The organism is Pseudoalteromonas sp. 23_GOM-1509m, assembly GCF_000518425.1.
Lineage (GTDB): Bacteria > Pseudomonadota > Gammaproteobacteria > Enterobacterales > Alteromonadaceae > Pseudoalteromonas > Pseudoalteromonas tetraodonis.
This window is the reverse complement of record NZ_JADO01000009.1, coordinates 207904-220999: the sequence shown is the minus strand read 5'-3', so window position 1 is coordinate 220999 and position 13096 is coordinate 207904. Positions and strand designations below refer to the sequence as shown.

16 protein-coding genes are annotated in these 13096 nt (G+C 38.7%); 14 read left to right on the top strand and 2 right to left on the bottom strand.

The window, feature by feature from the left end; translation table 11 throughout:
- Positions 1-68: 68 nt before the first annotated feature.
- The 9 genes from N523_RS0102855 (at position 69) to N523_RS0102815 (ending at position 5568) form a co-directional block, all read left to right on the top strand.
- Positions 69-371: a hypothetical protein gene (locus N523_RS0102855; protein ID WP_010389349.1), complete on the top strand. Its 303-nt coding sequence runs from the start codon at positions 69-71 to the stop codon at positions 369-371.
- Positions 371-850 (top strand): hypothetical protein, encoded by a 480-nt coding sequence (locus tag N523_RS0102850; RefSeq protein ID WP_051440301.1) that lies wholly within the window; start codon positions 371-373, stop codon positions 848-850. The genes N523_RS0102855 and N523_RS0102850 overlap by 1 nt, the downstream gene beginning before the upstream one ends.
- 79 nt (positions 851-929) lie before the next feature.
- Positions 930-1112, top strand: coding sequence for a hypothetical protein (locus N523_RS18865; RefSeq protein WP_231485751.1), 183 nt, complete (start codon positions 930-932; stop codon positions 1110-1112).
- A 3-nt stretch (positions 1113-1115) separates the two neighbouring features.
- Positions 1116-1880 (top strand): ChaN family lipoprotein, encoded by a 765-nt coding sequence (locus tag N523_RS0102840; protein WP_028834225.1) that lies wholly within the window; start codon positions 1116-1118, stop codon positions 1878-1880.
- A 2-nt stretch (positions 1881-1882) separates the two neighbouring features.
- Entirely contained in the window at positions 1883-2467 is a 585-nt protein-coding gene (locus tag N523_RS19195) for a hypothetical protein (protein ID WP_051440300.1), read from the top strand.
- 101 nt (positions 2468-2568) lie between these two features.
- On the top strand, positions 2569-2835 hold the full coding sequence (locus N523_RS0102830) for a hypothetical protein (RefSeq protein WP_010389341.1): 267 nt from the start codon (positions 2569-2571) through the stop codon (positions 2833-2835).
- Between the two features lie 60 nt (positions 2836-2895).
- Positions 2896-3681 (top strand): hypothetical protein, encoded by a 786-nt coding sequence (locus tag N523_RS0102825; RefSeq protein WP_028834224.1) that lies wholly within the window; start codon positions 2896-2898, stop codon positions 3679-3681.
- Between the two features lie 177 nt (positions 3682-3858).
- On the top strand, positions 3859-4371 hold the full coding sequence (locus tag N523_RS0102820; RefSeq protein WP_028834223.1) for a DUF6795 domain-containing protein: 513 nt from the start codon (positions 3859-3861) through the stop codon (positions 4369-4371).
- A 30-nt stretch (positions 4372-4401) separates the two neighbouring features.
- Complete coding sequence (locus N523_RS0102815; protein WP_028834222.1) at positions 4402-5568, top strand: lipase family protein; 1167 nt, start codon at positions 4402-4404, stop codon at positions 5566-5568.
- A gap of 13 nt (positions 5569-5581) precedes the next feature.
- Here N523_RS0102815 and soxR read toward each other — a convergent pair whose 3' ends face one another.
- Positions 5582-6040, bottom strand: a complete 459-nt coding sequence (gene soxR / locus N523_RS0102810; protein ID WP_028834221.1) for a redox-sensitive transcriptional activator SoxR — start codon at positions 6038-6040, stop codon at positions 5582-5584.
- Between the two features lie 98 nt (positions 6041-6138).
- On the opposite strand from soxR, the gene N523_RS0102805 reads away from it, so the two are divergent.
- From N523_RS0102805 to N523_RS0102795, 3 genes are read left to right on the top strand one after another with little or no spacing between them, the layout of a single operon-like run.
- Positions 6139-6603: a flavodoxin family protein gene (locus N523_RS0102805; RefSeq protein ID WP_028834220.1), complete on the top strand. Its 465-nt coding sequence runs from the start codon at positions 6139-6141 to the stop codon at positions 6601-6603.
- A 47-nt stretch (positions 6604-6650) separates the two neighbouring features.
- Positions 6651-7175 (top strand): DsrE family protein, encoded by a 525-nt coding sequence (locus tag N523_RS0102800; protein ID WP_028834219.1) that lies wholly within the window; start codon positions 6651-6653, stop codon positions 7173-7175.
- Positions 7175-7792, top strand: a complete 618-nt coding sequence (locus tag N523_RS0102795) for a GDSL-type esterase/lipase family protein (RefSeq protein ID WP_028834218.1) — start codon at positions 7175-7177, stop codon at positions 7790-7792. The genes N523_RS0102800 and N523_RS0102795 overlap by 1 nt, the downstream gene beginning before the upstream one ends.
- Positions 7793-8140: 348 nt before the next feature.
- Here the strand turns inward: N523_RS0102795 and N523_RS0102790 are convergent, their stop codons facing one another.
- A complete protein-coding gene (locus N523_RS0102790) occupies positions 8141-10390 on the bottom strand; it encodes a TonB-dependent receptor (protein WP_028834217.1) in 2250 nt (749 codons plus the stop codon).
- A gap of 280 nt (positions 10391-10670) precedes the next feature.
- On the opposite strand from N523_RS0102790, the gene N523_RS0102785 reads away from it, so the two are divergent.
- Together N523_RS0102785 and N523_RS0102780 are read left to right on the top strand one after the other, a co-directional pair.
- Positions 10671-11678: a LacI family DNA-binding transcriptional regulator gene (locus N523_RS0102785; protein ID WP_010389326.1), complete on the top strand. Its 1008-nt coding sequence runs from the start codon at positions 10671-10673 to the stop codon at positions 11676-11678.
- Positions 11679-11847: 169 nt separating this feature from the next.
- A complete protein-coding gene (locus tag N523_RS0102780) occupies positions 11848-13086 on the top strand; it encodes an MFS transporter (RefSeq protein WP_028834216.1) in 1239 nt (412 codons plus the stop codon).
- The last annotated feature ends 10 nt before the right edge of the window (positions 13087-13096 follow it).

The window sequence follows — 13096 nt, the reverse complement described above, 5'->3', positions numbered from 1 at the left end:
GATTAAAGTTGTAATGAAATATGTAAGTCGATGCGCTTATCTAAGCGAGCTAATATAGAGGGAATGATTTGTTTTTTAGTGATAAGCAAAAAAATAAAGTGGAATTTTATGCACTTGTATATGTAATCTCGTTTTTATTGCCATTTCCTGCTTCGCTATATTCTGTTGCATTATCTCAATTAGGTGGTGTAGCACTTTGGCTGATTGGCTCAATAACATATATGATTGTTTACCTGCGAGTCGTGTCAGAATTACCAAAAGAAGATAGGTATTTTGTTACATGGGGTCAAGCAAGCTATTTTCCTCAACTGCTTTTTAAAGTAGCCCCTGTATTAATATTTATACTTCTTTGCTTGTTGGGAAGTTTATAGTGTTTAAAAACGATGAGGTGTTTTTATTATTCGCCCCATGGAAGCTTTTACGTAGGTTCTTATTAGTAACAATCATCTTACTTTTGGGAACGGTTTATTCAGGCATGACATTGTTAACACAGTACTTTGATACAAGTCCAGAGTGGCTGTTGGGCATTTTGTTTTCCGTTGGAATTATGTTTTGCTTTTTTAACTTTAAAGTTAGTCAAGGCTCTTTTCTATGTGCAAAGATATTGAAATACTATGCTCTATTTTTAGCTTTGATTTGCTTACCATCATTTATGATTTTAGAGGGAAGTGGTTATCATATAGCTACAGTTGCTAATATAGCCTTTATGCTGCTGTCTTTTTATCTCATTAAAGGAAATAAATACCAAGGCTTAATTAAATATCAATATAATTTTTTTAAGGATATAAAAGACGCTCGGGCCGCTGTTGAAAAAGAGATGGCTAAAGGAAATAAGAGGAAGAAAAAGTAAGGCTGCATAGCTTTGCTTACTTAATTGAAATATAAAGGAACATAGAGAAAAATGGGGTGACGAGTATTTTAGCCGCGCAATGTCATTATGGCGTGGAGTAAAGGAATGTTATTCAAAAAGTGAAGAATGTAACTTCACTGCACAAGAACTTTTATTTGCAATGAGCTATGAATATGCAGTTGCTCCTTACAGCTCTGAGAATAATAACGCTATTGAATCTTATAGATGGTGTTTTGAAAATTTAAATAAAAAACAAGGATAGGTAATGAATAAAATAAACACGGATGTAAATTACAGAACAATGGCCGGCAATGCGCGTTTAGTTATGTTAGGCGAATCAAGCCACAATCCCGCAATCTACAAATATGAAGCCATAAAAGCACTTAGGCAACTTAAAACAGCTGGCTTTACCCATTTTGCAATTGAAATGTTACCTCGTTCTATGCAAGAAAAAATAGAGTTTTATCAACGAACAGGTAAAGGGTTTAATGTAATTCAGCAATATTTTAATGATAATTGGGCTTGGGGTTATTTAGTTCCTAAAGCATATGGCGAGCTGGTTAAAGCCGCTCGGGAAGTAGGCTTAAAAATAATTGCGCTTGATTTGACTTTGGATGAGATGGAGGTTATTGATAAATCGTGTGATTATGATAATTCATTAGCAGGTAATTGTTTTAATAGTCACACCATTAGAAATATGGTTTGGGCTCAAAATATAAGTAATATTTTAAATCAAACTAATCAAAATCGCGTTGTTGCTTTTATGCATCGTTGGCATGCTGTTAGATCAACTAAATATCAAGAAGGTCTTGATACACTTGTGAAAATGGAAGGCACGCTAAAACTTAGATTTATTGACTTTATTGGTGGTACTGCTTGTTACTCACAAAGAAGTTGTGAGGGTTATTCTGATGAAAAGGGTAATCTTAAAAAGCAATATTTTTCACGAGAAGGTTTTCCATTTCAAACTGCAGTAAAATCTTATCAAGTACACCTGCCTGAAAATACCTCGATAGTAAAAGGTATATAGTAGTGAAAAAGTTAATTTATACTTTTTTTATACTTATATTATGTTCCGACTCATTTGCTGGAACTTTATTTCCAAAGCATGATATTAATGATCCTAAGTTATCCAAAAACACAGTGATACTTCAATGCCAAAAAAGCCTAATGTATGCGCCTAGACAGCTTGAAAAATGGTGCGAAAAAGCATACGAAATGGGGTATTGGCAGGCGCTAGAAGTTGTAGGTTTACATACAAGTGATGGAAGCCGTTATATCACGGAGGCTCAAGTACATGCTGAAAATGGTGATCCTGATGGAATTTTAGCATTGGCTTTTGCATATGAGTCTGGGCGTTTTGTTACTAAAAACCTACATAAATCGATTGCTTTATATAGTCAATACTTAAATGAAAACCAAGGTATTGAAGAAGAGAAAATGAGAGTAACCAGAACCCATGAAGCACTATATTTGATATATACAAAGTTAGGTGATATTGAAAACGCAGCTAAACAGAAACGCTTTTTAGATGAAAGTAATTATAAAGAAAATAAAGAAGCTATATTAAAAAAACAAATGCGAGAAGCGGGAATATCTATTGACTCAGAACAATAAAATGCAATTTTAGTAAAATTGATACTTTGATATTCGCATGACAGATTTAATTGAAATAAAAAGGAGCTATAAACGCCAAATTAAGGCGTTATAGAATTATTATGGAACAACAACACCAACAAACACTAACCAACCTTGTATACGATATTTACGAGGATCCAACTAAAATTGAAGAGCATCAAGAGCTTATTCAGCCATTACTGAGCGATTTAGTTGCAACTGCCCCTGCGGGTTTTGAAGGCATGGCGACGATGATCAATACTCATATTTCAAACGGGTTTAAGTTTAAAAACCCTAAAATACAAAAGTTTGAGCTCGAGTCGGGCTTATTAAAGCTTAAAACCTATCTTCAAAAAATAAACCTTTAATTAGTTTCGTAATTGCCAATACTCTCGGCGCAGTGTGTTGGCTGTAATCAAGGATGATAAATGACTCTTATAAACACCTGCATTTTAATGCTGTTTTTACAGCCATTATTTGTTTATTTAGCACTTTTTAAACAGTCAAAATATAGCGTTGAGCCAAAAAGCTCGTTAGATAATGAAGATTCAATGTTTTTATTTATCGCCCCTGGCTTATCGGTTTTTTACCTTGATCAGTTTTGGGTCGCGCTGCTTTATTTAGGTAGTGTGTGCTTATTGGGTGTATTGCTAGCTAAAATTGTAGAAAGCAAAGCAAACAAGCGATTAACCAGAGATGACTCAATAGGGTTTATGGTCGCCAGTTTTATCTTTTTTGGAATGATAAAATTAATTATTGTCGCGGTAGCGTATTTTTTTACCGATGACGCTTCAAGCGCGATAACAGAAGATTTAAGCCCAGCTAAAGAGCCCTCATTGACGATTAGCCAAATGTTTAGTGTGGATTATTTATACAGCCAATTTAAACCTACGGTTTATTTTTTAGCATTAATGGTAGTGACCTTAGTGCTCAAAATTATTGAGTACAAGTTTTCTTTGAAAGAGGCGCTTTCAGGCATACTTATTATGCTAAGCGCTATATTAGTCGGTATTTCCCCACTATTTGGCGAAGCTTATATATTAGGCTTAATTGCTAACTTTTTTATTTTTTTTATAGTGTGCTCTACATGTATTGAAATAGACAAAATAGGGGATGCATCGGGTGGCGCTATTGCTATTTTATATGGCTATATATTAATGATGGGACTTGGGTTTAGCATTATATGTAAGCTTGTTTATGAATTGTTTTTTTAGGGAATGATTTATTGCTTGTTTTTTGCTCTAAATGCTTGCAGTGCGCTTTGTACCCAATTAGAATAAATTTTAGTTGAAATGGTAATTTCATTAACGCTGATAGTTAAGAGTTTAAAACGTCATTAAATAGCAATACGACACGTGTATTTTGAGGCTAATAGTTGGGAGTTGTATATTTTGTTATCACGTTTTAAAGCTTACTTTTTGGTAATTATATCTATTACTATTATTTTTACTACAACACAGGCTTGTGCAGATATGTTTGGTTTTTTTAATAAACAGGATTTTGTTTTATCGGCTCCGATGAAGGGGCAGTTGTTAGATAAAGGGCAGCCTGTTGCAAATACTAAGGTTGTACGTGCGCTTACTTATGGTGATGAATATAAAGATGAAGCAATAACCGATGAAAATGGTTTTTTTACCTTCACAGAAAAATCTATAAAAACGAGTAAGCCTGCAAACATGTTTGATAATGAATCACTGGTTCAGCATGTTTACCTAGAAAATGGCACGCCTGAGGGCGTTGTTCTTTGGTACACAACCGTGTCTATGCACGAGGGGAGTGATACCCTAAAAAACTTACTCGCTAACTTAGAGTGTGATATTGCCGAAGAGCCACAAACATACGACATACCTATAGAAGAAGCGCCAGAGCATTTCTTTACGATATATGGTGCATGTAAAATGTAACTTTTAACATAATCATTTAAAGGGAATTTTATGAATACTTTAACTCCTACACAAGCTGTACAAGTTGCTTTGCTTGCTTATAAAGCAAAGAGTATTAAAAGTACCACGTTACTTAATAATTCTTTGCATCCTTCTCTGCGAGGTAGCTTTAACTTTGGGGTGAGCCCTGAAGCAGTGCAAGGAATATCTGGTGGTTTTTTCTCTCATTTATTTGGTTTAAGCACTGGTTTTGGTTTGCTAGGGCATGGCCAAGGGCTGTATCAGGGTGATTCAGTAATCACAATTCGTGGGACGGCTTCTCTTAGAGATGGCCTAACAGATGCACATTTTGGGTTAAGCGGTGGCTCTAACGGAAGTATGGTACATGCTGGGTTTAATAAAACCTTTTATAGTATGAAACCTGCACTACAAGAGTTCGTTGCTGCAAATATAAGAGATAAAATGACCGGCTGTGTGCACATTGTTGGTCATAGTTTAGGTGGGGCATTGGCTACGCTTTCAGCCGATTGGATAAAAGCAGAGTATTCGTTGCCGGTTAAATTATATACGTTCGGCTCACCAAGAGTGGGGCTTGATAACTTTTCACGGGCTGCCACTTCTCGTATTGATAAAATATACCGCTGTACACACGGCGCTGATCCAGTTACAAAAGTGCCTTTGTGGCCATTTTCACATGCGCCCTACAATGGCCAAGAAATTCGTCTTGATAATGGTCAGGGCCTTAAAGGCGCAGCACACAAGTTAAGTGGTACGCCAGGCTATGTTAATACTGCAAACAGTAATGATTGGGGTAATTTAACTGTAAAAGCAAACCACTTTTTAAGCACGCCGGTACGTTTGAAGTTTGAAGACAGAAATCAAGCTTCATTTAGTTCGCATTGGGCAGATAAACTTGGCGCTGCGTTAGTTACCTTATTAAAAGATTCGGGCTACTACAGTGCTGTTGCGGCGCAAGCAGCCATAGGTACAGGTTTAACTTTTTACGATATGCTCGCGCGAACGCTTGATAAAATAGCCAAAGCGTCAGCTTCATTTGCAACACAAACCTTAGGTTTACTCGGCCACATGTTAGTGTTTGCTGGCAAAGTTATTAGTAAAGCCGTAGAGCTGACTTACAGTTTTATTAAATCGGTATTTGATTCAACTCTAGGGGCATTATATCGCGCTGCCCGAGAAGGCTTAAATGGTCTAGATTAAGGTCTTATAAGCCTTAATCTCGCTCTAACAAAATGGCACCACTTTGGGTTTCACCTAAGTGGTCGTCTTTGTTATAAATAGGGCACTTACTCATTGATAAACACCCACAGCCAATACAGCCATCAACCCGCTCACGTAGACGTTGCATATAAGCAATGCGCTCATCAAGCTGTGCTTGCCATTGTTTTGAAAGTGCAGACCAGTCTTTTTGGGTAGGTGTGCGCTGCTCTGGTAACGTTGCCAGTGTTTGTTTAATTTCTTCCAGCGTGATCCCCATCGCTTGTGCCGCTTTTATAACTGCGACTCGCCTTAGTGCATCTGGTTTAAAGCGTCGTTGGTTGCCACTGTTTCGCCAACTGCGTATTAGCCCTTTATTTTCGTAAAAGTGCAGTGTAGATACCTTAACGCCACTGCGTTTAGCGACAAACCCAACCGTTAAGTTGGCTTCAGTAAGCTTTTTTTGTACCGCCATCACTTTAATTCCTTTTAAAAATTAAATTATTTTTTATTGACCTGAACTTAACTTGAGGTTTTAAGCTTTGCTCCATCATAAAAAAAGGAGCTAACCCAATGCAAGAAAAATCAGCACACAATATTGCAATCATATATTCAAGTGGTCGTAAAAATGGCAATACTACCGCGCAAGTTAATGCCTATAGTAAGCAACAAAGCGGCATTGTTTTTTGCTTAGATGATTATGTTATTTCACCTTATCGCTACGATAAGCAGTATCACAATGATGATTTTTATAATTTGTTTGAAGTGTTACTTCGCTACGAACATTGGGTGTTCGCATCGCCTGTGTACTGGTATAACACTACGCCACAAATGAAAGCATTTATTGATAGGATCACAGATTATATGGATGATGAGGCGTTAAAACCGAAGCTTAGAACTTTACGTCAAAAGCAGTTTTCACTGCTGTCTAATGCCGCATCTCCCTCTGCGCCAGATGCATTTATCGATATGTTTAAACATACCTTTAATTATTTAGGAATGACTTTTAAAGCGCATTCACATGTTCAGGCTAGTTAATCACGTTAAATAGCGTTAGGCTAAACAAAAAGTAAAAAGGATGATGTATGAAAACGTTACTTATTGGCTCAAGCTTACTTTTGGCTAGCTTTAGTACTCTTGCTGCAGAGCCTGCGCCTGTTATTAAAGACTATGGTTATTTTTATAATGTGCCCGAGCATGTGTCTGATTTAAGCCAAGCGCAGTTTAAGATAGCTTTTGATGTAGGTAAAGGCGCTGAAAAGGGCGCGCAAAATAATCATATTAATTCGTTAGCGCGATTTATTAATATGCATGTGGCTCACGGCGTAAAACCAGAAAATATTCAGCTTGCGCTGGTGGTACACGGTGGAGCCAGCGTTGATGTACTGCAAAACAGTGATTATAAAGCTCGGTTTGAAAAAGATAACAAAACCGAATCTTTAATTAAACAGCTGCTTGCTAATAACACGCAGGTATATGTATGCGGGCAGTCGGCAATGCATATGAAGGTAGCAGCAGATCAGCTTATACCTGGGGTGAAAATGGCGCTTTCTGCGATGACTACGCATGCGCAGTTACAGCAACAAGGCTATACATTGAATCCGTTTTAATGAATATTCTGTGTTTTGGTGATTCCAATACCTTTGGTATTTCTCCTGTTGATGGCAAACGGCTGAGCGAAATTGAACGCTGGCCTACTTTATTAAAGCAGCAGTTGGGCACCGGCTTTGAAGTGATTGAAGCCGGGGAGCCTAATCGTACTTTAGTCAATAACCCCCCGTTTATGGGAGATAAATCGGGCATTAAATATTTAAAACCGTATCTGGAAGCGCACACTGTTGATGTTGTTATTATTCAGCTTGGCACCAATGACTTAAAAGCACGTTTTGCACTGTCTGCTATCGATATTGGCAAAGCGCTTGAGGAGTTAATTTTAGCCATTAAAGCCTTTTATCATTGTAAAACAATATCAAAGATAATCATTATAAGCCCGCCAGAGGTTTATGAGGTTGGAAGTTATAAAAGTATTTACGCAGGTGCAGGTATAAAAGCTGAACAATTATCCATTGAGTTCAAAGCTGTCGCTGATCGTCACGCATGTGTGTTTTTAGATTGTTATCCGCTGATAAAGCCATGTAATAAAGAGGGCATACACTTACCCGTTAGTGCGCATAAAGAGCTTGCAAATAGTTTGACACCTATAATAAAAAAAGCCGCCGTGTACTAGGGTCTGTTGACCTTTGCGGATTAAAATTTGTTTAAACTAGGGGCGGTTTAATCGCGGCGCTCGGATTGTAACCTAGTGGGCTAAGTAAAAGCCGAGCAAAGCTTCCGCGTCCTGCTCACGCCCCTTACCTACATCCATGTAGGCAACAAAGAGTAAATCGCCCCTAGGCAGAACCCGAAGGGCAGCGTCTGTTTGGTATTGATGCTGCGTTATCGCCTATTTATGGGGAATAACCACACCACATAGGCTCTGCCTTGCCTAAATACCAAACAGACTGCTGCAAATTTAACCTTGAAAGATCAACAGACCCTAAACACAGCGGCTTTAATTTTTTGCTTAGGGAGTGTATTAAAATGCGTAACTAACGCTTAAGCGTGTTGTACGCGGCATAATGTAACGGCCATTGGGGGCGTCGGCATTGCGTGGGTCGCCTTCAGTGATGCCTTGCTCGTCGGTTAGGTTATCTATGGCTAATTGCAGTTTAATGCCTTCCATTGGTTCAATAATTAAACCTAAGTCTACTTTTTCGTATCCATCAAGTGTCACGGTGTTTTCGTTATTACCAAAGCGGTCATCCACCGCTGAAATTGTTCCATATAAAGTGGCGTACATGCCGTCTACTTCAAAGTCATAGCTTGGTGTTACGCGTACTTGCCATTTAGGCTGGCGCTGTGCTTCATTGCCTTTATTTTCTGGACTTTCAGTTATTTCGGTTTGTTGTAATGTGGTATTTAAATTAACAGAAAAGCCAGATTCATGATTAAAGTTGTAATCAAGTTCAACACCATACGCTTCGTTGGTTAAAATTTCAGCCGGCACACCCGGGCGACTTACAAAGGTATCGCCTTTTACTTCATTGACAAAAAAGGTGGCATAGAAGTCGGTAGAGTCTGAAATAAGCTTGTAACCTAGTTCGCCCTGCGTTACTTCTTTAATTAGTTTTTCACCCCCTTGGTATGCGCCAAAGTTATCTCTAAAGTCATCAAAATATGGCATTTTATAACCACGGTTAACACGGGCAAACACGCCCATGTCGTCATTAATTGAATAGTTTAGACCAGTTGTCCATGAGGTTTTACTTTCATCGTAATCAACAGTTTTAGTGATAATACCGTCAAGGTCTTCATCAACACTGTACTGCACATCATGGTTTTCTTTACGTACACCTAAATCAAGCGTAAATGCATCTGCAAATTTATATTGGCTTGTAAAGTAAAGGGCATTGGTGCGTGCATCGCCTGTTGAGCTAATATCGTAATTAAAACCACACCCGTCAGTGTTTTGGTTACATTCAATACCATTTAATAATTCACCACCGGCTTCCAGCACGTGATACGCCGTATTACCTAAGCTCCACCAATCACTCGCAGATGTGCTTGCGGTGTAATAACCAAAAGTGGCCGATAAATCGCCAAATTGCTTTGAAAAGGCTAAGTCGTTAGTAAACGAGCTTATTTCTTTTAATACTACCCAGCGACCCAGTTGCTGAATCGCGGTATCACTAGCGTATTCGGTATCAGTTACCGCACCGAATGCCGTTTGGCCATTGTCGGCCACTTCACCAACGGTTGTTGCTGAACCATTAGGTACTAGGCCAAATGTATTGGCATCGCCTTTGGTAATATTGAAGCGATCAATAAATTGCCAGCCATTATCAAATTCAAGTTTAATACTACCGCCGGATACATGGCCATCCCATCCTCGGCCATCACCTAGGTCAATGTCGTGTGGTTGCGCATTTGGGCCGGTAAAAATCGTCGCTTGACGGTTTAGTGTGCCAAGTTGGGTATATTCAGCATCAATGCCATTAACATTGAGTGGTGTTGGTAAGTACCATGCGCCATGATCGTCTGTTTGACGGGTATAAAAGTTAAGCTCGCCATTGTCTAACTCTTTAGTAATGTTAATTGTAAATTGGCTGCCTTTTTCAGAAGTAAAGCCTGCATCACGAATACCCGGTGAGCTTTTAACATAGCCGCCTACCATAAAATATAGGTCGTCGGTGATTTCACCACTTACTACAGCATCAACACGCTGTAAGTCGTAATCTGAGGTGGTGTATTTAAATAAGCCTTGAGTATCTTCACTGCCACGTTTTAATCTAAAGTTGGTTGTTAAACCAGGCTGACCATTGGATAGCACAGGATTAGGACCACCACGCAGTGCTTCCATTGTTTCAATCGTTTCATCGATTCTAAATAACGATGAGTTTTCTAAAAATGAAAGAGTAGGCGCGGGGTAAACTGGCGAGCCTTCAATACTGAGTGTTAAAAATGGCGCATCACCACCTCCTGGAAACCCACGCACAAATACGTTGGCACCAGACTCACCGCCAGAGCTTTCAACCCACACACCGGGAACGGCTTTAAATAAGTCAGCAGTACTTTTAGGTGATAATTTTATAATTTGTGATGAATCAATATTTGTTACAGCGTAGCTGGCATCAATCTTTCTGATCCCAACACCTGCGGGTGTACCAGAAACGACAATTCGCTCAACTTTTTTTTCTTTTGCTTGTTCTGCTGCAAGAGCAGCGTGTGTGCTTAGGGCTAAAGTAATTGCACAGGCTAGCATGCTTTTTGCTCTATTGAATTTCATGTGTGAGATCCCGTTTTTAGTGTGTTAAACAGTGTGTATTACAGCGAGGTTGATTAAATTTTAATGTAAACAGGCTGTATAAATTGAAACTCTAGAGATAAATGCAAACGTTTGCAATATTTATTTGTAAATTATTTATTAATAAGGGCTGTTGTTTTATTGAGCGTAATTACACAAGAGCGTAATTTTTGAGTTAATGGGCAAGCCAGTAAAAAATAATAATGCTATATTGTCAGTAAGTTAGATATAGCAACAGCCGCAGTGGAGCGTTTAGGGTTTTATGAATAATAAAAAAATTAAATTAGCTGATTTAGCAAAGCTTGCTGGGGTGTCTACCTCAACGGTTTCGCGCGCGCTGAATAATAACCCGCTCATTAAGCAAGAAACCCGCGACAAGCTTCAGCAGCTTGCAAAAAAACATAATTTTAGCCTTAACACGGCGGCTAGCCGTTTGCGTACGCAAAAGACCAATGTTGTTGCCGTCATTATTAATCTTGATGAGCAAACCGAGCAATCAATCAGCGATCCATTTTTACTCAAGGTAGTGAGCGAAATTAACCTTGCGCTTAATCAACAGGGGTTAGAGTTGTTGTTATCTAACTCTATTATGGCGCAAGATGACTGGGCTAATTACTTTATTAATGGCCGCCGAGCAGATGGCATTATTGTTGTGGGGCAAGGAAAAAACCAAACTAATATAGAAGCGGCTGCCGATGCAGGTATTCCTTTAGTTGTATGGGGGGATCCAAAAACACAAAGCAATTATCCTATTGTCGGCAGCGATAACTACTTAGGAGGAATGCAAGCGACCGCTCATTTAATAGAACACGGTGCTAAAAATATTTTATTTTTAGGCGATCCTGAGCATGGTGAAATTAGTGAAAGGCATCGTGGTTACGCTGCTGCACTTTCTACCCATAAACTTGAGCAGCATGTTATATCCATTGATCTTACCAGTCGCTCTGCGTATCAAGCAATTAACCAGTTATTACGTGAAAAAGGGTTGTATTTTGATGCGATTATGGCCTGTAGTGACATGGTTGCACTGGGGGCGATGAAAGCGCTGAAAGAGCGCTATGTGAGTATTCCCAACGATGTGGCTCTGGTTGGATTTGATGACATTGCCATGGCTGATATCAGCCATCCTTCACTTTCTACAATTAAACAAAACACCCAATTTGCTGCGACTTTGTTAGTTAAAAAGTTAATACAGCAGTTTTCAGGTGAAAAAGTCGAATCACAAGTTATTGATATAGAATTAATTACTCGCCAGTCAAGCAAACGTTAATCTAGTATGCATGTATATTAATTGTTAAATTTAAAATGCAAACGATTGCAATGATATTTATTCTACTCTAAACTCAGGATTCACTGACTAACACACACGGTAATTTACCAGCTATGGGTAATTTGCTTTATAAACGTTATGGCCTATGTCGCTATAAACGAGGCACGCAATGAGTAAAATAAAAATCACACTGGCAATTGCTGCAAGCTATTTTATTTTCGCAATATTATTAAATAGCGTAGGCACTGTTATTTTGCAGGCTATAAACACATTAGGAGTAAGCAAAACCGAAGCCTCGGTTTTAGAGGGGTTTAAAGACTTATCTATTGCAATAATGTCATTTGTTGTTGCTTCATTTATACCACGTTTAGGCTACAAGCTTGCAATGCTGCTAGCACTGATAGTTGTCGCTATAGCGTGTTTGAGTACGGCTGTAATAAGTGACTTTTACATGTTTAAAGTGTTATTTGCTGCTGTGGGTTGTGGTTTTGCGGTCGTTAAGGTGTCGGTTTATTCAATTATTGGCCAAGTGACTGAGGATGCAAATAGTCACTCATCATTACTGAACACCATAGAAGGCATTTTTATGGTGGGCGTATTAAGTGGCTATTGGGTATTCACCGCATTTATAGACCCTGTTGATAGCAATGCCTGGTTGAACGTTTATTACGTATTAGCAGCGCTTACGCTTTTGGTGATTATCAGTGTCGTAATAGCACCAATAAAGCCTGCTATCAAAGGTCAAAAAAGCAACTCGGGTTGGAATGACTTTATTGCTATGCTCAAACTTACCTATCAACCGTTAGTGCTGATTTTTATTATTAGTGCATTTTTGTATGTGTTAATCGAGCAAGGGGTAGGGACTTGGTTGCCTACATTTAATAATCAAGTTTTGCAATTACCAGTAGCCATTAGTATTCAACTAGCGAGTATTTTTGCCGCAGCTCTTGCTTTTGGGCGCTTAGTGGCGGGCCAAGTATTAAAGCATATTCATTGGTTTGTAGTACTTAGCTGTTGTTTAGTTGCTATGGCTGCATTGATCATTATTACCTTACCACTAACGGAAAACTTACCTAAAAGCGAGGTGAATAGTTTATTTGATGCGCCTCTGGCGGCGTTTGTTTTGCCATTAATTGGCTTTTTTATGGCGCCCATTTATCCGGTACTCAACTCAGTCATGCTCAGTGCGCTTCAAAAGCATCAACATGCTGCAATGACAGGGTTAATCGTTGTGTTTTCAGCACTTGGTGGCACCACAGGGTCGGTGATAACCGGGTATGTATTTGAGCACTTTAGTGGCCAGTATGCTTTTTATCTTTCACTTGTGCCCATTAGTTTAATTTTTATTAGCGTGATTATTTTTAAAAAACGCACCCATGCCATTTCACAACACGCAGTCAATAGTTAATAGATTAGGA